The organism is Actinocorallia longicatena (assembly GCF_039534125.1).
Lineage (GTDB): Bacteria > Actinomycetota > Actinomycetes > Streptosporangiales > Streptosporangiaceae > Actinocorallia > Actinocorallia longicatena.
The window spans coordinates 44,694-64,202 of the sequence record NZ_BAAAUV010000022.1 but is presented as its reverse complement, the minus strand read 5'-3'; the positions used below and the strand labels follow the sequence as shown (position 1 = coordinate 64,202).

The window sequence follows — 19,509 nt, the reverse complement described above, 5'->3', positions numbered from 1 at the left end:
GTGCCGTTCTGTAGCGGACGGCACGTCCGAAACGGACGGCGTCGGACCGTGACCACCTCCGGACACGCGGTCCGGGAGGAGCGGGGCACGTCCCTACGCTGGACAGAGTGGGTGTTCAGTGGCCGTTCGCCGGGCGAGGCGCCGAGATGTCGGCGCTGCTCGACGCTCTCGCACAGCGCGGAGCCGTCCTCGCGGGCCCGGTCGGTGTGGGCAAGTCCAGGCTGGCGGCCGAGGCCGTCCGGACCCTCGACCGCAGGCGCTGGCACGTCGTGCGCGCCTGGGCCACCGACAACGCCACGGACCTGCCGTTCGGGGCGTTCGCGCATCTGCTGCCGCCCGCGCTGCCGGAGGACTGCGTCAACCCGCTCGGCTGGGCGACGGGCGCCGTCCTCGCCGGGGCCGCGGGCAAGAGGGTCGCGCTCTGGCTGGACGACGCCCACCTCCTCGACGGCGGCTCGGCGGTGCTCGTCCACCGGCTGGTCGACACGCACGAGGTCCCCGCGGTCGTGACGGTCAGGTCGGGGCGGAGCGTGCCCGAGCCGATCGTCGCGCTGTGGAAGAACGACCTGCTGCCCCGGTTCGACCTCGGGATGCTGCCCGCGGCCGACACCGCGGAGATCGTCAGGGCGGCGCTCGGCGGCCCGGTCGAGCACGCGACGCTGGCCCGGCTGCACGCCGTCAGCCAGGGCAACGCCCTCTACCTGCACGAGCTCGTCCTCGGGGCGCTGGCCGCCGACCGGCTGCAGTGCCGAGCCGGGGTGTGGCGGCTGACCGGCCCTCCCCCGCTGTCCGCGCGGCTGGCCGAGCTGGTCGAGGCCAGGATCGGCACCCTGGAACGGGCCGAGGAGGAGGCGCTGGAGCTGATCGCCCTGGGCCGCCCGCTCGATCTCGACCTGCTGATCTCGATGGTGGGGGCGCCGGTCGTCGAGGAGCTGGAGGCGCGGCGGCTGATCAAGCTCGCCGACGACGGACGGATCTACCTCGGCCATCCCCTCTACGGGGAGGCGGTGGTCGAGCGCTGCCCGACCCTGCGCCGCCAGCGGCACTTCACCCGGCTGGCGGAGGCCGTCGAGCGGTCGGGCGCCGCCCGCGGGGACGAGGCGATGCGGCTGGCGACCTGGCGGCTGGAGAGCGGGCGGCGGCCCGACCCCGAGCCGCTGATCGGCGCGGCCGCGCTGGCGCTCGGCGGCCATGACGTGACCCTCGCCGACCGGCTGGCCAGGGCCGCGATCGCCGCGGGCGGGGGCGCCCCCGCCTCCTTCCTGCTCGCCCAGATCCTGTTCTGGGCGGAGCGCTACGACGAGGTGCCGGCCGTCCTCGACGACTGCGGCGACCTGCCGGGCGTCGCGCTGTTCCGGGCGATGAGCGCCACGTTCAGCAGCGGCGGCGGCTCGGCGGAGCTGTGGGACCTCGCCCCCGACGTGCCGCAGGTGTGGGCGCGGCGGGCCTGGTGCCTGGCCTACGGCGGGTCGGCGGAGGAGGCGCTCGCGCTGGCCGGCCGGGTGCTGGCCGACCCGCTGCCCGACCCCGACGCCGCCACCTGGGCCCTGGTCGCCCGGGCCTGGGGGCTCGGCCTGCTGGGCCGCTGCGCGGAGGCGGCCGGGGAGGCCGAGCGCGCCGCGGCCGAGGTGCGGCTGTGGGGCGACACGACCGCGGCCCAGCTCCCCCAGCTCCTGATCACCCGGATCGCGGCCCGTTCCCGCCTCGGCGACCTGGACGCCATGGCCGCCGACCTCGCGGAGCTGACCGGGCTCATCGGCGTCGAGAGCGGCTGGACGGGGGTCGCGATCGTCGCCCACTCCTTCCGGGCCCGGCTGCTGCGGCTGCGCGGCCGGATCACCGAGGCCCTGGACGTCTGCCGGGCGACCGTCGCGGATCCGTCGGTCAACCGGTCGGCGGGGCCGGTGGCGCTGGCCGAGCTCGCGCACTGCGCGGCCCTCGCGGGCGAGCCCGGCCTGGCCCGCGAGGCGCTGGCCCGCGCCGAGGCGCACCGGCTGCCCGTGGTCGACGTGCTGCACCTGAGCATCGACCTCGCCCGGCCGTGGGTGTCCGCCGCCGAGGGCGACCTGGACGCCGCCCGCGCCGAGGCCCTGTCCGCCGCCGAGTCCTTCGCCCGAGGCGGCCTGGCGGGGCCCGCGCTGTCGGCCTTCCACGACCTGCTGCGCCTCGGCGTCCGCGACGACCGGCTGGCCGGGCTCGCCGCCGGCCACGACGGGGAGCTCGCGGCCGTCCTCGGCGCGCACGCCGCCGCCCGCGACGGTGCGGAACTCGCCGCCGCCGCGGACGGCTTCGAGCGGCTCGGCATGCTGCTGCACGCCGCCGAGGTGCAGGTCCAGGCCGCGGAGGAGTGGCGTCTCGCGGGCGAGTCGCGCCGGGCCGCCTTCTGCGCGGCGCGGGCCTGGCGGCTCGCCGGACGCTGCCAGGGCGCCGCCTCCCCCGCGCTGCGGCGGCTCCGTGCGCCCGAGCTGACGCGGCGCGAGCTGCAGATCGCGCATCTGGCGGCCGAACCCAGCTCCAGCCGGGACATCTCCGAGCGGCTGACCCTGTCGGTGCGGACCGTCGACAACCATCTGCACGCCGTCTACGCCAAGCTCGGCGTCACCGGCCGCGAGGAGCTCTCCGCGCTTTTCGGAGATTCTGAGTAGCCCTCTACTCAGGCGCCCGGCGCCCGCCGGGGCGAGGATCGTCGTGACGGGACCACCGCGGGGGCGGTTCCGTGAAGTGGCGGCTCGGGACGGGCAGAGGATCTCTATGTCGCGAGAGACGGTACGGAATCCGGAGGACGCGGCGGCCAGGATCCGCGAGTTCTTCACCGCCGCGTGGACCCTGGCGGCGGTGGCGGACTTCGTGGACACCGGGGTGCTCAGCCCGGAGGCGGGGCGCCTGCTCGGCACGGTCGGGCTGTGTGAGCGGCTCGACAGCGGCTGGGGGCCGTCACCGGGGTTCGCCGCCCTGCTCGCCGAGCCCGGCGCGCTGGAACGCCTCGCCCTGCGGGCGGCGGTGCGGTCCGTCGCGGAGGTGACGCCCTCCCCCGCCGCCGAACGGCTGGCCGAGGCGCGACGCGGGGTCGCGCTGCTGCGGGAGCATGTGCTGCCGATGCTCCCGGGGCTGGCCGAGCGGCTGTCCCGGCCCGGTGCCGCGGTGCTGGACGCCCGGGCCGGGACGGGCGAGGGCCCCGCGGCGTGGGCCGAGGCCTTTCCGCGGGTCAGGGTGGTCGGGATCGAGCCGTCGCAGCGGCGGCGGGCGCTGGCGGCGGAGACGCTGCGGATCTCCGGGACCGGCGGCAGGGTGTGCGTCCTGGCCTCCGACCTCGATCTGCTGGCCGAGGAGGAGGCCTTCGACGCCGTCCGGGTGCCGTCGTCCGGGATCGCGCCCGCGGTGCTGTTCGCCGCGCTCCCCCGGCTGCTGCGGGCGCTGCGGCCGGACGGCTGGCTGGTGGTCCAGGTCCCCGGCTACGGGGAGGGCGAGCACGCCGACGCGATGACCCGATGGCGGATCGTCAGGGCGGGCGGCACCCCCGACGGGCCCGCCGACGTCATGGACGAGCTGGAGCGGGCCGGATTCACCCGGCTGTCCCGGCCGGAGCCGCCGATCCCGCTGCCGTTCGCCGTCGTCGTCGCCCGCAGGCACTGACGGCCGGTCAGCGCGGCGGGAGAAGGGCGTCGAACTCCTCGGCGGAGGCGTGGTGAGCGGCGAAGGCGAGGGAGCGCAGCCGGGTCCTGGGGACGGTGCGGGGGCCGCCGAGGCGGACGATGAAGCCGTCGCGGCTCAGGACGATCTCGTGCCGGCCGCCCCCGCGCCGGTAGAAGCCGGTCGTGGTCGGAACGCAGCGGACCGGGCCGCCGGCGTCGGGGATGGGCAGCGACGGGCACTCGTCGGCGGTGAGGTCGCGGCGCTCCACCGTGAGGGTGAACGCGATGCCGCCCTCGGTGTAGACGGCCTGGTAGCCGCCCTCCGGCAGGGAGGTCTGGGCCGTCCGGGTGACGCCCTCCAGATCGATCAGGTAGATCAGGTCCTCGGCGGCCCCCAGCCTGGCCATCCGGGTGCTGAGCTCGAGGGCGGCCGGCGGCTCCGTGACATGGCCGCGGGACGGGGCGACGGTGCCGGCCGGGGTGCCCAGGCCTCCGCATCCGGCGAGTGCGGACAGCAGGAGGAGACCGGGGAGGGTCGTGCGCATGCCGCCTAGCGTTCCACACCCTTCGCCCGCTTCGGTGCGAGCGTGTAACTGAAGGAGACGGCGGCGTCGATGCCGAGGACGAGGGTCCACAGCCGGATCAGGCCCCCGAGCACCTCGGTCCTGGCGGCGTCGCCGACGTGGAGGATCGCCAGGCCCAGCAGGCCGCAGCCGACCGCCCAGGCGAGCAGATGGCGCGACCACTGGCGGGCCTCGTGCGCCGCGCGCTCGCGGCCGTACTTCGGCGGCCGGGCCGGGCGGGGCGCCCCGTCGAACCGGTGGGCCGCCCAGGCGTCCATGCGCCTGATGATCTGGTGGCCGAAGCCGACCGACACGCCGAGATAGACGGCCGCGAGACCGTGGGCGATCCCGATCTCCCCGCCGTTCTTGAGATCGGCCGTCGTCACCCCCAGCAGCACGAGGTCGACGACCGGCACGAGGAGCAGCAAAACCCCGCCCAGCCTGGCCTTGCGCAGCCCGTACCGGGCGAACAGGCCGAGCCCCAGCACCACCCAGAAGGCGACCTCACAGGCCGCGATCACCGTCACCAGCACGTCCTCAGCCCCCTTTTTCACACACTTGTGCCATTTACAAGATAACACGGTCGTGCTATAACGATCGGGTGCCGAAGCTGGTCAATCACGAAACGCGCCGCCGGGAACTCGCCCAGGCCCTGTGGCGGGTGGTCTTCCGGGACGGCGTCGACGCCGTCTCCGTCCGCAGCGTCGCGGCCGAGGCCGGATGGTCCTCGGGCGCGCTGCGCCACTACTTCCCCGACCAGCGGGAGCTGATCGCCGCCGCGATGCGCCTGGTCACCGACCACATCGCGGCCCGGATCCAGGCGCTGGAACCCGAAGGGACCCTCGAGGAGAAGGCCGTAGCGTACTTCGAGCAGCTCCTGCCGCTGGACGAGGCGCGCCGCACCGAGGCCGAGGTCTGGTTCAGCTTCGTCACCCGGGCCAGGCTCGAGCCGAAGCTGGCGTCGCTGACCCGGGCCGTCAACGGCGAGCTGCGCGGCTTCATCTCCTCGATCCTCGCCCAGTTCCCGATCGACGACCCGACCGCGCCCGGCCGCATGCACGCCCTCATCGACGGCCTCTGCCTGCACCTGCTCCTCTACCCCGAGGCGGTGACGCCCGCGGACGCCCGTGCGCAGGTCCGCGCGGAACTCTCCGGGATGCTCCGCTGAGCGGGACCCCCGGCCGGGGAGGCGTCAGCCGTGGAGATCCGACGGGTCGGTGTTGGCGCCGCAGATGACGACGGCCACCTTCTCTCCCGGTGCGGGCACGTAGGCGCCCGTGTGCAGCGCGGCCAGCGCGGCGGCCGTGCCGTGCTCGACCGCGAGCCGCCAGTGGTCCCACAGGTGGCGGCGGGCCGCGATGATCGCCTCGTCTCCGACCAGGACGGAGCCCGCCCCCGTCCGCACCGCGACGTCGAAGGCGATCGCGCCGATCCGGGACGCCCCGAGGGCGTCGGCGGCGACACTCTCGACACTGACGTCCACCGGCCGTCCCTCGGCCAGCGCCCGGTGCAGGGTCGGCACGCCCGCCGGCTCGACCCCGACGACGCGCGCCCTGCCCTCCAGCGCGGCCGCGACCCCGGCCAGCAGCCCGCCGCCGCCCACGGCCAGCAGGACGGTGTCCACCTCGGGCACCTGCTCCAGCAGCTCCAGGCCGACGGTGCCCTGACCCGCGCAGACCTCGGGCTGGTCGTAGGCGTGGCAGAACAGCCTGCCGGTCTCCGCGGCCCGCTCGCTCGCGGCCTCGAAGGCCTCCCGGTAGATGCTGCCGACCTGCCGGACCTCGGCGCCGAGCGCCTTCAGCCCTCGCACCTTGACCTCGGGCGCGGTCTCCGGCACGAACACCTCGGCCGGCACCCCGAGCTCCCGCGCGGCGTGGGCCGCCCCGAGCCCCGCGTTACCGCCGGAGGCCGTGACGATGCCCGCGGCGGCGCCCTCCCCCGCGGCGAGGATCCGGTTGAACGCCCCGCGCGGCTTGAAGGATCCGGTGTGCTGGAGCTGCTCCAGCTTCAGCCACAGCCCGTCCCCCGCGCGCACGACGGGGGTGCGCCGCACCCGTCCGCCGATCCGCTCCGCCGCTTCCGTGATCTCCCCGAGTGTCAGCACCCGTTCAACCTAGCCGGGACGCCCGCCCGGTTCGTGATCGATGCCGTCGCGCACGCATGACGGCACCCTGAGTACACGCCCGGCTACGCTTTGCGGTTCCGGCTTCCGAAGGAGAACCGCATGCCGCATCTGCTCCACCTCGACGCCAGCCCCCGTCCCGACGGCGTCTCCATCTCGCGGACGATGTCCGCCGCCTACGCCCGGCAGTGGCGCGACCTGCACCCCGACGGCACCTACGCCTACCGGAACCTCTCCCTCGACCCGATCCCGCCCGTCGACGCCCTCTACGCCGACATGGTCCACACGGTCTTCGACCCGGAGACGGCGGATCCCGTGCGGCTCGCGACGCTACGGGCGGCCGAGACGGTGATCGCGGAGGTCGAGGCGGCCGACGTCGTCGTCATCGGCTGCCCGATGCACAACCTGACCGTCCCGTCGGTGCTGAAGGCCTGGATCGACCGGCTGCTGATGGCGCGCACGATCGGCCGGCGGATCGCCCCGCGGCCGATCGTCGTGCTCACCGCGAGGGGCGGCGGCTACTCCCCCGGGACCCCGATGGCCGCCCTCGACTTTCAGGAGCCCTACCTGCGCGGCGTCCTCGGCCTGATCGGGCTCGACGCGGAGCTGTCGTTCATCCACACCGAGCTGACCATGGCCGGAACCGATCCGGCGCTGGCCGCCTACGCCGAGGCGGCGGCGGCCTCCCGCGCCGCCGCCGAGCTGGCCGTCGCCGAGCACGTCGCCGCGACGGCGCCGCGGAGCGCTCCGGCCGTCACCTGATCACCGGCCGTCCGGCGGCGGTCAGAGGAGGTGCGCGCTGCGCAGGTCGAGGCGGCGCAGCACCTTGTCGGCCGCCTCCGGGTCGACCCCCGGCTCGGCGCGGGCCAGCAGGACCTCCCGCCGGGACGCCGCGAGCATCTCGGCCTCGACCCTGTCGCGGGTCTCGGAGTGGCTCCTGCGCTGGTCGTAGTCCTCGGCCATGTCGTCGGGCACGGTGTCGCAGAGCTGGCTGACCAGCAGCCGCTGGGCCAGCCGCAGCTTCTGGACGACCTCGGACGGCAGGTCCTCCTCGGCGTCCAGCTCGCGCAGCCTGCGCAGGGAGGCCCTGGACGCCCTGAAGGCCAGGTCGCGGATCTCCTGCTCCTCGGCGTCGTCCTCGTCCCTGACGCCCAGCACCCGGACGACCCACGGGAGCGTCAGGCCGGGGAAGACCATGGTCACCAGGATGACGGCGAAGGCGATGAACAGCAGCTCGTCGCGGGCCGGGGTGGACAGCGGCAGCGCGAGGGCCAGGGCCAGGGTGGCGAGCCCGCGCATCCCGCAGTAGGAGATCACGAAGTCCTCCTTCCAGCTCTCGGGCATCCCGTCCAGTTCGTCGTGGCGGCGGCGCAGCCAGACGCCGACGACCAGCATCCACACCAGCCGCAGCACGATCACCACGGCGCAGACCACGGCCGCGTGCCAGGCGTAGGTCGGGAACTCGGCGAGCGGCGGCAGCACGTCGCGCAGCTCGAGACCGATCAGGCCGAAGGCCAGCCCGGTGATCAGCAGCTCGATCGTCTCCCAGAACGCCGACCCGGTGAGCCGGTCGCTGACGCCCGACTCGTCGTCGGTGGTCTGGCCGAGGTAGAGGCTGCCGACCAGGACGGCCAGCACGCCCGAGGAGTGGACCAGGTCGGCGAGCAGGTAGACCGCGAAGGGGAAGACGAGCGTCAGCGCGTTGCGGGCGTCGGTGGTGGCCATGTGCCGCTGCACCCAGGTCGCGGCCCAGCCGAGACCGAGTCCCATCGCCAGCGCGGCCGCCACCTCCCACACGAACAGCAGGGCGCCGTCCCACATCGAGTAGTGGCCGCCGGTGATCGCCGAGACGGCCACCGCGTAGATCACCAGCGCGGTGGCGTCGTTGCACAGGCCCTCGGTCTGCAGGATGGTCACCAGGCGGCGGGGCAGCCCCAGCGGGCCCGCCACGGCCTCGGCGGCGACCGGGTCGGGCGGCGCCACCGCGCTGCCCAGCGCCACGGCCGCGGCGACGGTGATCCCGCCCACCAGCAGGAAGGTGACGCCCGCCGCCGCGACGACGGTCGCGGCGACCAGCAGCAGCGCCATCCCCACGATGGTCCGCTTCCGCGCCTGGATCATCCGCCACGACGTGCGCTGCGCCGCCGCGTAGATCAGCGGTGGCAGGAACAGGGGGAGGATCAGCTCGGGGTCGATCTCGATCTCCGGCACCCAGGGGAGCACGGCCAGCAGGATCCCGAACAGCGTCACCAGCACCGGGTACGGGCGGCGGATCTTCTCCCCCACTCCCACGAGGAGGACGGTCGCCAGCATCAGGATGACGATCAGGCCGAAAGAGACGAGAGTGTGTTCCACAGGGAGGATTCTGCCCGTCCGGGACGGTCCCGTGCCGCAGGCGACCTGTGTGGTTCCTGTGACAACTTCATTCGAACGCGTGTACGGTTACCGCCGGGGCCGGAGCGTTCGGGACTTTTTTGTCGGACCCGGTGGTTAGCCTGGTCCTGGCCTCCCGTTCGGTCCGAGGCCGTCACCGATCCAATTCGTGGGGATACACACCGTGCATGATCGACTCGTCGTTCGCGGGGCGCGCGAGCACAATCTCAAGGACGTCTCGCTCGACCTGCCGCGCGACTCCCTGATCGTGTTCACCGGGCTGTCCGGCTCAGGGAAGTCCAGCCTGGCCTTCGACACGATCTTCGCCGAGGGGCAGCGGCGCTACGTCGAGTCCCTGTCGGCCTACGCCCGGCAGTTCCTCGGCCAGATGGACAAGCCGAACGTCGACTTCATCGAGGGCCTGTCCCCCGCGGTCTCCATCGACCAGAAGTCCACCTCGAAGAACCCGCGCTCGACCGTGGGCACGATCACCGAGGTCTACGACTACCTCCGCCTGCTCTACGCGCGGATCGGCAAGCCGCACTGCCCCGAGTGCGGGCGGACCATCTCCAAGCAGACCCCGCAGCAGATCGTCGACCGCGTGCTGGAGCTGGAGGAGGGCACCCGCTTCCAGGTGCTCGCCCCGGTGATCCGCGGGCGCAAGGGCGAGTACCTCGAGCTGTTCAAGGAGCTCCAGACCAAGGGCTTCTCCCGCGCCCTCGTCGACGGCGTCGTGATCCGCCTCGACGAGCCGCCGAAGCTGAAGAAGCAGGAGAAGCACGACATCGCCGTGATCGTCGACCGGCTGGCCGTCAAGGACACGGCCCGGCGGCGGCTCGCCGACTCGGTCGAGACGGCCCTTTCGCTGGCGGCGGGCACGCTCGTGCTCGACTTCGTCGACCTCCCCGAGGACGACCCCAACCGCGAGCGCATGTACTCCGAGCACCTGTACTGCCCCTACGACGACCTGTCGTTCGAGGAGCTGGAGCCGCGGTCGTTCTCCTTCAACTCCCCCTACGGCGCGTGCCCCGACTGCACCGGCCTCGGCACCCGGATGGAGGTCGACCCCGAGCTGGTCGTCCCGGACGAGGAGCTGTCGCTGGAGGAGGGCGCGATCGGGCCCTGGTCCGGCGGGCACGTCAGCGAGTACTTCCTGCGGCTGCTCCAGGCCCTGGGCGACGCCATGGGCTTCGCGCTCGACGAGCCGTGGCGGCAGATCCCCGCCAAGGCCCGCAAGGCGATCATCTACGGGCACGACACGCAGGTCCACGTCGCCTACTCCAACCGGTACGGGCGCAAGCGCTCCTACTACACCGAGTACGAGGGCGTCATCCCGTGGGTGCAGCGGCGGCACGGCGAGGCCGAGTCCGACGCCACCCGCGACCGGTTCGAGGGCTACATGCGGGAGATCCCGTGCCCGACCTGCCGGGGGGCGCGGCTCAAGCCCCTCATCCTCGCGGTGAAGATCGACGGACGGTCGATCGCCGAGATCTCCTCGATGCCGATCGGCGACTGCGCGGAGTTCCTCAAGGGCATGACCCTGAACGACCGCGACATGCACATCGCCGAGCAGGTGCTGAAAGAGGTCAACGCCCGTCTCGGCTTCCTGCTGGACGTCGGGCTCGACTACCTGACGCTCGACCGCGCCTCGGCGACCCTCGCCGGTGGTGAGGCACAGCGGATCCGGCTGGCCACCCAGATCGGCTCCGGCCTGGTCGGCGTCCTGTACGTGCTGGACGAACCGTCGATCGGCCTGCACCAGCGCGACAACTCCCGGCTGCTGGAGACCCTGCTGCGGCTGCGCGACATCGGCAACACCCTGATCGTCGTCGAGCACGACGAGGACACCATCCGCGCCGCCGACTGGGTGGTCGACATCGGCCCCGGCGCGGGCGAGCACGGCGGCCAGGTCGTCGTGTCCGGCACCGTCGAGGACCTGCTGACCAGTGAGACCTCGATGACCGGCCAGTACGTGTCGGGCCGCCGCTCGATCGAGGTCCCCGCGATCCGCCGGCCGCGCGAGAAGGGCCGCGAGATCACGGTCAAGGGCGCCGCCGAGCACAACCTGCAGAACGTCGACGTGACCTTCCCCTTGGGGATCTTCACCGCGGTCACCGGCGTCTCGGGCTCGGGCAAGTCCACGCTGGTCAACGACATCCTCTACAACGCCCTGGCCAAGACCCTGCACGGGTCGAAGAACGTGCCGGGCAAGCACAAGCGCATCACGGGCCTCGACCAGCTCGACAAGGTCGTCCATGTCGACCAGTCGCCGATCGGCCGCACCCCGCGCTCGAACCCGGCGACCTACACCGGCGTCTTCGACCACATCCGCAAGCTGTTCGCCGCGACGACGGAGGCGAAGGTCCGCGGCTACCAGCCGGGCCGCTTCTCCTTCAACATCAAGGGCGGCCGCTGCGAGAACTGCGCGGGCGACGGCACCATCAAGATCGAGATGAACTTCCTGCCGGACGTCTACGTCCCCTGCGAGGTCTGCCACGGCGCCCGCTACAACCGGGAGACCCTGGAGGTCCACTACAAGGGCAAGACGATCGCGGACGTCCTGGACATGCCGATCGAGGAGGCCACCACCTTCTTCGAGCCGATCACCGCGATCCACCGCCACCTGAAGACCCTCAACGACGTCGGTCTCGGCTACGTCCGGCTGGGCCAGTCCGCCCCGACCCTGTCGGGCGGCGAGGCCCAGCGCGTGAAGCTGGCCTCCGAGCTCCAGCGCCGCTCCACGGGCCGCACCATCTACGTCCTGGACGAGCCGACCACGGGCCTGCACTTCGAGGACATCCGCAAGCTCCTGGGCGTCCTCAACGGCCTCGTCGACAAGGGCAACACCGTCCTGGTCATCGAGCACAACCTCGACGTCATCAAGACCGCAGACTGGATCATCGACATGGGCCCAGAAGGCGGCTCCCGCGGCGGCACCCTCGTCGCCACCGGCACCCCCGAACAGGTCTCCCGCGTCCCCGAGAGCCACACCGGCCAGTACCTCGCCAAGATCCTCGGCTGACCGCCCTCACAACGGCGGAGGGTCGAAGTCGGCATCGAGACGCCGCCCCTCCCGGGAGGGGGTCAGGGGGTGTCGAAGAGGGCGCTCACGGATTCGCCGTTGTGGATGCGGCGGACGGCTTCGGCGAGGGCCGGGGCGATGGAGAGGACCTTCAGTTTGCCGGTGTGCTTCTCCGGGGGGATGGGGACCGTGTTGGTGCAGACGATCTCGAGGACGTCGGGCTGGTCGGAGAGGCGTTTGAGGGCGTCGGCGGAGAAGAGGCCGTGGGTGCAGGCGATGCGGACGGAGGCGGCGCCGAGTTCGCGGAGGCGGGCCATGAGCTCGATGACGGTGCTGCCCTTGGCGATCTCGTCGTCGAGGACGATGATGTCGCGGCCCGCGACGTCGCCGATGACGGTGCTGATCTCGACGCGGTCGTCGGCGAAGCGCTGCTTGGCACCCGCGGCGACCGAGGTGCCGAGGAGGCGGGCGAAGGCCGCGGCCTCCTTGGCGTTGCCGAGGTCGGGTGAGACCACGGTGGTGTTGCTCAGGTCGGAGCCGCGGAAGTGGGCGGCGAGCTCGCGGAGCGCGTGCAGATGGTCGACCGGCACCGAGAAGAAGCCGTGGACCTGCGGGGAGTGCAGGGTCATCGCGAGGATCCGGTCGGCGCCCGCGGAGACCAGGAGGTCGGCGATGAGGCGGCCGCCGATCGAGATGCGCGGGGCGTCCTTCTTGTCGGAGCGCGCGTAGGCGTAGTGCGGCATGACGACGGTCGTCCGGGCGGCCGAGGCGCCGCGCGCCGCGTCGAGCATCAGCAGCAGCTCGACCAGGTTCTCCTGCACCGGATGGACCAGGGGCTGGACCAGGAAGACGTCCCGCTCCCGGCAGTTGGCCTGGAGCTGCACCTCGAGGCAGTCGTTGGCGAAGCGGCTGGTGCGCACCGGGCTCAGCGGGACGCCGAGATGGGCGCAGACCTCGGTGGCGAGCTCGCGATGGGCACTTCCACTGAAAACGGCGATGTCCTTCATGCGATGTCTTTCATTCCGACCCCATGCCCGTGGTAGGAGAATTCTTCAGGAGGTAGGCGGGTGAAGTACCTGATCATGATCTACCACACGCAGTCGGCGCTCGACACGTGGGCCTCCCTTCCGGCGGAACGGCGGGCCGAGGGGATGCGGGCGCACGAGGCCCTCGTCGCGGCGCTCACCGCGTCGGGCGAGCTGGTGCTGTCCGAGGCGCTGGCCCCGCCGGACGAGGCCAGGGAGGTCCGCGTCCTGGACGGCGCCGTGACGGTCACCGACGGGCCGTTCGCCGAGGTCAAGGAGTTCCTGGCCGGCTTCTACCTGGTCGAATGCGCCTCGATGGACCGGGCGCTCGCCTGCGCGGCCCTGATCCCGGACGCCGCCGCCGGGCGGATCGAGGTCAGGCCGGTCCTGACGCCGGAGGGCACACGGCGGTGACCGGGCTCGAGCCCCTGCTGAAGGAGCTGGCTCCGCGGGTGACCGCCGTCCTCGCCCGGAGGTTCGGCGACTTCGCCGTCTGCGAGGACGCCGTCCAGGAGGCTCTGCTGGACGCCTCGGAGCAGTGGCCGGAGCGGGGTGTGCCGGACCGTCCGATGGGATGGCTGGTCACGGTCGCCACCCGGCGCCGCGTCGAACTGCTGCGCAGCGACACCGCCCGCCGCCGCAGGGAACTGGCCGTCGCCGCCCTGGCCCCGGACGGTCCGGGGGCCGTCCCCTCGGCCGACGACAGCCTCACGCTGCTGATGCTCTGCTGTCATCCCTCACTCACCCGTGACTCGCAGGTGGCGCTGACGCTGCGGGCCGTCGGCGGGCTGACCACCGCGGAGATCGCCCGGGCCTTCCTCGTGCCCGAGGCGACGATCGGCCGGCGGATCAGCCGGGCCAAGCAGCGGATCAAGGCCGCGGGCGCCGTGTTCGGCCTGCCGCCCGACAGCGAGCGGGCCGGCCGGGTCGCCGCCGTCCTGAACGTCCTCTACCTGGTCTTCAACGAGGGGTACACGGCCGGCTCCGGGCCCGGGCTGCACCGCGCCGCCCTCACCGCGGAGGCGCTGCGGCTGACCCGGCAGCTGCACGTCCTCCTGCCGGACGACGGCGAGGTCACCGGCCTGCTCGCGCTGATGCTGCTCACCGACGCCCGCCGTCCGGCCAGGACCGGACCCGGCGGCGACCTGATCCCGCTCGCCGAGCAGGACAGGACCCGCTGGGACGCCGCGGCCGTCGCCGAGGGGCTCGGTCTCCTCGCCGGGGCGCTGGTCTCCGCGCCGATCGGCCCCTACCAGGTGCAGGCGGCGATCGCCGCCGTGCACGACGAGGCCGCCCGCGCCGAGGACACCGACTGGCCCCAGATCCTCGGCCTGTACGACCTGCTGCATGCCCTCGCCCCGGGCCCGATGGTGACGCTCGGCCGGATCGTGGCGGTCGCGATGGTCCACGGCCCGCACGAGGGGCTCGCCCGGCTCGCGGACGCCGAGGCCGATCCCGCGCTGTCCGGCCACCACAGGCTGCTCTCCGTGCACGCCCACCTGCTGGATCTCACCGGCGACAGGCCGGGCGCGGCCTCCTGCTACGCGCGGGCGGCGCGGCGTACACTCAACGTCCCCGAACAGCGGTACCTGATCTCCCGCGCGGACGTCGGAATCTCCGATCCGGCCGCGACACCCCTCGTGTAAGGGCATTCCGCCCCCGAGCGAAGGAGAGCACCATGTCCGAGGTCCTGCTGACCGGAATCACCTTCGGCGAGTCGCCGCGCTGGCACGACGGGCGGCTCTGGTTCTGCGACTGGGTCGCCGGAGAGGTCATCGCGGTCGACGCCGCGGGCACGAGCGAGGTGGTCCTGCGGGTGCCGTTCGGGCTGCCGTTCTGCATCGACTGGCTCCCCGACGGCCGGATGCTCGCCGTCGACGGCCCCGGGGCCAGGCTGATGCGCCTGGAGCCGGACGGCACGCTGGTCCCCCACGCCGATCTGTCCGGGGTGGCGGCTCCCCCGTGGAACGACATCGCCGTGGACGCCCGCGGCAACGCCTACGTGAGCGGCATCGGCTACACCTTCCCCGGCGGCGAGCCGAGAACCGGCTTCCTCGCGCTCGCGACCCCGGACGGCGAGGTCACCGAGGCCGCCCGCGACGTGAGCTTCCCCAACGGCCTGGTCGTGACCCCGGACGGATCGACCCTGATCCTGGCCGAGTCCCACGCCGCCCGCCTGACGGCCTGGGACGTCGAGCCGGACGGCTCCCTGACCGGCCGCCGGGTCTGGGCCGATCTGGGCGAGGGCGCCGCACCCGACGGCATCTGCCTCGACGCCGAAGGCGCCGTCTGGTACGGCGACGTCCCCAACCGCCGCTGTGTCCGCGTCCGCGAGGGCGGCGAGGTCCTCCAGACCGTCGACCTGGACCTGGGCTGCTTCGCCTGCGCCCTCGGCGGCCACACCCTCTACATGGTCGCCGCCGACTGGTCCGACCCGGCCCGCATGATGAGCGAGCCCACGGGCCGCGTCCACACCGAGCAGGTGGCGGTTCCGGGCCTCTAGAGAATCCGGGCCTCTAGAAGAGAGGTTCGGGGAGCATTCCCTCCAGGGCGAGGAGGAGGCGTTTGGTCTCGCGGCCTCCTCCGAAGCCGCCCAGGTCGCCGGTGCTGTTGAGGACGCGGTGGCAGGCCACGACGACCGGGAGCGGGTTGGAGCCCATGGCGGCGCCGACCGCGCGGGAGGCGCCCGGCTCCCCCGACCACCGGGCGAGGTCTCCGTAGGAGGCGGTCTGGCCGTAGGGGACCCGGGCGTACAGGAGTTCGAGGATCCTGCGGTTGAAGCCCGCGCTCAGCCGCCAGTCGAGCGGGAGCGAGAACTCCTTGAGGTCCCCGGCGAAGTAGTCGGAGAGCTGGGCGATGGGCTCGCAGAGGCCGCCGCGCACGGGCCTCAGGGCCAGTGACTCGGCCAGCCGGGCGACCTGCCGGGACGGGTCGTGGGCATGGAAGTGCACGTTGACCAGGCCGTTCTCCGTCTCCGCCAGCAACAGCGGGCCTATCGGGGTCTGGAGGACCGTCCAGCCGAAGGTGTCCATGAGTCCAGCGTAGGAGGGGGGTCCGACAGTCTTCCGGCGGATATCGGACGGGACGGTGCGGAGCCCCTCTCAGTGGTGGCCCAGCCAGCGCTGGATGCCCGCCACGCGGCGGCGGGTCTCCTCGGCGCGGGAGCGGTCGCCCTGGAGGAGACGGGAGTCGATCACCGCCTCGAGGGCGTGGATCTGGCCGCGGTGATCACCCATCTCGGCGCGGAGCTCGATCTCGGTCTCGAAGTGGGCGATGGCCTGGTCGTGGCGGTCCTGACGCTGGCAGACCAGGCCGAGGGTGTGGTTGGCCGAGGAGAGGTTGCGGCGGTCGCCGAGGTCGGTGGCGATCGTCAGGGCCGTCTCGGCACAGCGCCGGGCGTCGGACAGGCGGTCCAGCAGGAGGCAGGTGTCGCCGAGGTTGACGTTGGCCGTGGCGATGCCCTGGAGGTCGCCGACCTCATCCATGATCTTCAGCGCCTCGCGGGAGATCTCGGCGGCCTCGTCGGGGCGGCCGGTGCGGCGCAGGATCAGGGCCAGGGTGTCGAGGCCGGTGCCGAGGCCGAGCCGGTCGTCGATGGCGCGGCGGATCTCCAGGCTGGTCTCGATCGCCTGCTCGGCCTCCTCGCCGAGGCCGAGCCGCAGGTAGGTGCGGGCCAGGCTGCCGAGCGTCCCGGCCTCCCCCTCACGGGCGCCCAGCTCCTGGAACAGCGCCAGGGCCTCCAGCCCGAGCAGGACCGCCTCGGACGTCCGGCCGAGGCGGCGTTCGAGCTTGCCCAGGTAGTCGAGGTCGTGGGCCTCCCCGGCGAGGTCGCCGACCTGGCGGCGGATCTCGATCGAGCGGCGCAGGTTCTCGCGGGCCTCGGGGTAGCGGCCCAGCCAGTAGTAGCTGGCGCCGAACAGGGCCGCCGCCTCGGCCTCCGCCGAGCGGTGCTGGATGGCGCGCAGGACCCGCAGCGCGTCGGCGCAGTGGGTGACGGCCTCGGTGTACCGGGCCTCGCTGATCCGGACGCGGGCGAGGATCACGAGGGTCTCGCCTTCCCCGTCGCGGGCGCCGACCGACCGGTAGATGGCCAGGGCGAGGTTGGCGTCCCTGCGGGCCAGTTCGGCGTTGCCGAGCTGCTGGTGGATGCGGGCGAGCTCGCTGCGGGCGTCGGCCTCGCCGTGCCGGTGCTCCAGCTGCTGGCGCACCTCCAGCGCCTCCAGCGCGAAGACCATCGCCCGCTGGAAGTTGCCGCGGTGGCGGTGCACCCGCGCCAGGTTCAGCAGGGTCTCGGCCTCCCCGCGCCGGTCGCCGAGCACCTGCCGCAGCTCCAGGGCGTGCATGGCGTAGGCGAACGCCTCGTCGTAGCGGCCGAGGCGCAGATGGCTCTGGGCGAGGATGTCCAGGGCGCGGGCCTCGCCGCCCGCCTCGCCGAGATCGCGGTGGATGACCAGGGCCATCTCGGCGTGCTCGATCGCGACGGGCTGGCGGCCGAGCATCGCGTAGACCGCGGCGAGGGCGTCCAGGACGGCGGCCTCCCCCGAACGGTCGCCGAGGGCCCGGTAGCCGCGCCGGGCGTCCTCGCCGTACCCGATGGCGCGCACGCAGCGTCCGAGCTCCAGATGGGCGACCGCCAGATGGTGCAGCATGACGGCCGCCGCGCCCCAGTCCGAAGCCGCCTGCGCCGACGACAGCCCCAGCCGGTGCACGGCGATGTTGTCCTCGCTGTAGCGGCGGAACTCCATGAAGTCGTACAGCGCGTCGGCCAGGGCGTAGGCGGTGCGGTGCAGGCCGAGCCCGGCAGACCGCCGGACCGCCGAGACCAGGCAGCGGCGTTCGGCCTCGAACCAGGCGATCGCCTCCTGACGGCCCTGCCCTCCGAGGGCGTCGCGGGCCGCCCGCGCCTGATTCAGGTAGTGCGACAGCAGCCTCCGCTGGACGTTCTGCCGGTCGCTCTCGGCGTCCTCCAGCGAGCCGAGGTCGCGGGAGAAGTCCTTCAGCAGATCGTGCAGGCGGTAGCGGCCCGGCACCGGCTCGACCACGAGGAACGCCCGCTTCAGCTCCTCCAGGGCGGCCAGCGCGGCCTCCTCGTCGCAGCCGAACAGCGCCGCGACGGACGGCGGCGCGAAGTCAGGGCCGACCGTCAGGCCGAGGCGCCGGAAGGCGGCCCGCAGATCCGGTGACAGCCCGGTGTAGGACACCTCGAACGCCGCCCGCAGCGCGCCGTGCGGATCGTCGGGGAGGGCGAAGGCCGACAGCCGGTCGCGCCCCGACAGCTGCCGGACGGTCCCGGCGATGCTGTCCTCCCGCGCCCCGGCGAGCTTGGCCGCCGCGATCCGCAGCGCCAGCGGCAGATAGGCGCACTCCCTGGCCAGCTCCTCCGCGGCCGCCCGCTCGGTCTCCACCCGGCCGTCCCCCACGACGGCCGCGACCAGGTCCACGGCCTCGTCCGGCTGCATCTCGCCGAGCTCGAACGTCGTCAGGTCGCCCTCCCTGCTGTCGAGGCCGCGCAGCCGCTGCTTGGTCGTGACCAGCACCAGCCCGGCCGTCTCGAGGGGGATCAGCGGCCTGATCTGCTCGTACTCCCCCGAGGCGTTGTCCAGGACGAGCAGGATCCGCCCGCCCGACATCAGCGATCGGTACAGCGCGACCAGCTCGTTCTCGTCCGTCGGCACCTGGTCGCCGGGGACGCCCAGCCCGCGCAGGATCTGCCCGAGCGCCTCGACCGGGGTCGCGGCCTTCCCCGGGCCGCGCAGATCCACGAAGATCCGGCCGTCGGGGAAGCTGTCGGCGACCAGATGCGCCCAGTGGACGGCCAGCGCCGTCTTGCCCACCCCCGCCATCCCCTGGACGACGATCACCCGCCGCCGGTCGGCCTGGAGCAGTGACAGCCGGGTCAGCTCGGCGCGGCGCCCGGTGAAGTACTCCGGCCTGGCGGGCAGCCGCGCCGCCGAGCGCACCAGCGTGACCGGCGGACGCACCGCGAGCCGCACCGCGACCCCGGGCGGCGGTGCTTCCGGCACCGACCACTCCTCGCCCCAGGGACCGGCCTCCTCCCGCAGCCCCGCGGCGTCCAGGACGAGGATCGCCCGGGCCGGGGAGGTGTCGATCAGCCCGCCGCGCCACCGGGCGAAGGACCTGCCCAGCGACTCCCTGGAGATCCCGATCCAGTTCGCCAGCTCGGCGTGGGTGAACGGCATCGGCACCCGGATGCCGTGCCTGCCGCCCTGCCCGAACCTCGCGGCCAGCTCCTGGAGATGGAACGCCAGCCGCTGCGACGGGGTCCCCGCCCGGACGGCGTGCCGGCGCCCCGCGTGCGTCCAGCGGGTGGCGGTGACCCGCATCAGGGCGTCGGTGATCCTCGGGTCGGCCGCGACCATCGTCGCGAGCTTGCGGCTGTCCACGCGCAGGACCGTCAGCTCGGTCAGCGCGGTGAGGGTCGCGCGCTGGGGATGGCCCCAGATCGCCTGGTCGCCCTCGAGGTCGCCGGGGCCGAGGAGCCCGATGATCGCCTCGGTGCCGTCGTGGGCGTCCATCATCTCCTTGGCGAAGCCGTCGACGAGGATGAGCACGTCGCGGGCGGGCGTGCCCTGGTGGCAGAGGGTGCCGCGGGCCGGGACGGCCGTGACATGCCCGATCGCGAGCAGGTTGCGGCGTTCGGCGTCGCCGAGCGCGCGCCAGAACGATCCCTCCCCCGGGTTACGGATCATCATGTTGCTCCCCGTTCCGTCCTGTCCGTCCCTTCAGGGAACCCCGGATCCCGATCAGAGTC

At 73.3% G+C, this 19,509-nt stretch carries 15 protein-coding genes; 8 read left to right on the top strand and 7 right to left on the bottom strand.

The window, feature by feature from the left end:
• Positions 1 to 107 precede the first annotated feature (107 nt).
• Positions 108 to 2,645: an AAA family ATPase gene (locus ABD785_RS31440; protein ID WP_344835564.1), complete on the top strand. Its 2,538-nt coding sequence runs from the start codon at positions 108 to 110 to the stop codon at positions 2,643 to 2,645.
• A 106-nt stretch (positions 2,646 to 2,751) separates the two neighbouring features.
• Complete coding sequence (locus ABD785_RS31435; RefSeq protein ID WP_344835562.1) at positions 2,752 to 3,633, top strand: SAM-dependent methyltransferase; 882 nt, start codon at positions 2,752 to 2,754, stop codon at positions 3,631 to 3,633.
• A 7-nt stretch (positions 3,634 to 3,640) separates the two neighbouring features.
• Here the strand turns inward: ABD785_RS31435 and ABD785_RS31430 are convergent, their stop codons facing one another.
• Together ABD785_RS31430 and ABD785_RS31425 are read right to left on the bottom strand one after the other, a co-directional pair.
• Positions 3,641 to 4,177, bottom strand: coding sequence for a hypothetical protein (locus ABD785_RS31430; RefSeq protein ID WP_344835561.1), 537 nt, complete (start codon positions 4,175 to 4,177; stop codon positions 3,641 to 3,643).
• Positions 4,178 to 4,182: 5 nt separating this feature from the next.
• Positions 4,183 to 4,722, bottom strand: a complete 540-nt coding sequence (locus tag ABD785_RS31425; protein WP_344835559.1) for a hypothetical protein — start codon at positions 4,720 to 4,722, stop codon at positions 4,183 to 4,185.
• A gap of 74 nt (positions 4,723 to 4,796) precedes the next feature.
• Here ABD785_RS31425 and ABD785_RS31420 point away from each other — a divergent pair, with 74 nt between their 5' ends.
• Complete coding sequence (locus tag ABD785_RS31420) at positions 4,797 to 5,363, top strand: TetR/AcrR family transcriptional regulator (protein ID WP_344835557.1); 567 nt, start codon at positions 4,797 to 4,799, stop codon at positions 5,361 to 5,363.
• A 24-nt stretch (positions 5,364 to 5,387) separates the two neighbouring features.
• On the opposite strand, the gene ABD785_RS31415 is transcribed toward ABD785_RS31420, so the two are convergent.
• Positions 5,388 to 6,299, bottom strand: a complete 912-nt coding sequence (locus tag ABD785_RS31415) for a threonine/serine dehydratase (protein WP_344835555.1) — start codon at positions 6,297 to 6,299, stop codon at positions 5,388 to 5,390.
• 120 nt (positions 6,300 to 6,419) lie between these two features.
• Here ABD785_RS31415 and ABD785_RS31410 point away from each other — a divergent pair, with 120 nt between their 5' ends.
• Positions 6,420 to 7,079 (top strand): FMN-dependent NADH-azoreductase, encoded by a 660-nt coding sequence (locus tag ABD785_RS31410; RefSeq protein WP_344835553.1) that lies wholly within the window; start codon positions 6,420 to 6,422, stop codon positions 7,077 to 7,079.
• Between the two features lie 21 nt (positions 7,080 to 7,100).
• Here the strand turns inward: ABD785_RS31410 and ABD785_RS31405 are convergent, their stop codons facing one another.
• A complete protein-coding gene (locus ABD785_RS31405) occupies positions 7,101 to 8,672 on the bottom strand; it encodes a cation:proton antiporter (protein WP_344835552.1) in 1,572 nt (523 codons plus the stop codon).
• Positions 8,673 to 8,874: 202 nt separating this feature from the next.
• On the opposite strand from ABD785_RS31405, the gene uvrA reads away from it, so the two are divergent.
• Positions 8,875 to 11,712: an excinuclease ABC subunit UvrA gene (uvrA, locus tag ABD785_RS31400; protein ID WP_344835550.1), complete on the top strand. Its 2,838-nt coding sequence runs from the start codon at positions 8,875 to 8,877 to the stop codon at positions 11,710 to 11,712.
• Between the two features lie 62 nt (positions 11,713 to 11,774).
• Here the strand turns inward: uvrA and ABD785_RS31395 are convergent, their stop codons facing one another.
• Positions 11,775 to 12,719 carry a ribose-phosphate diphosphokinase gene (locus ABD785_RS31395; protein WP_344835548.1) on the bottom strand — a complete coding sequence of 315 codons (945 nt, stop codon included), beginning with the start codon at positions 12,717 to 12,719 and terminating at the stop codon, positions 11,775 to 11,777.
• Positions 12,720 to 12,779: 60 nt separating this feature from the next.
• Between ABD785_RS31395 and ABD785_RS31390 the strand changes: the two genes are divergently transcribed.
• Genes ABD785_RS31390 through ABD785_RS31380 form a run of 3 tightly spaced genes read left to right on the top strand, consistent with a single transcriptional unit; the run spans position 12,780 to position 15,240 of the window.
• Complete coding sequence (locus ABD785_RS31390) at positions 12,780 to 13,151, top strand: YciI family protein (RefSeq protein WP_344835547.1); 372 nt, start codon at positions 12,780 to 12,782, stop codon at positions 13,149 to 13,151.
• Entirely contained in the window at positions 13,148 to 14,383 is a 1,236-nt protein-coding gene (locus ABD785_RS31385) for an RNA polymerase sigma factor (RefSeq protein ID WP_344835545.1), read from the top strand. The genes ABD785_RS31390 and ABD785_RS31385 overlap by 4 nt, the downstream gene beginning before the upstream one ends.
• Before the next feature lie 32 nt (positions 14,384 to 14,415).
• Complete coding sequence (locus tag ABD785_RS31380; protein WP_344835544.1) at positions 14,416 to 15,240, top strand: SMP-30/gluconolactonase/LRE family protein; 825 nt, start codon at positions 14,416 to 14,418, stop codon at positions 15,238 to 15,240.
• Between the two features lie 13 nt (positions 15,241 to 15,253).
• Here ABD785_RS31380 and ABD785_RS31375 read toward each other — a convergent pair whose 3' ends face one another.
• On the bottom strand, positions 15,254 to 15,769 hold the full coding sequence (locus ABD785_RS31375) for a methylated-DNA--[protein]-cysteine S-methyltransferase (RefSeq protein ID WP_344835543.1): 516 nt from the start codon (positions 15,767 to 15,769) through the stop codon (positions 15,254 to 15,256).
• A 69-nt stretch (positions 15,770 to 15,838) separates the two neighbouring features.
• Positions 15,839 to 19,450, bottom strand: coding sequence for a tetratricopeptide repeat protein (locus ABD785_RS31370; protein ID WP_344835542.1), 3,612 nt, complete (start codon positions 19,448 to 19,450; stop codon positions 15,839 to 15,841).
• Positions 19,451 to 19,509 lie beyond the last annotated feature (59 nt).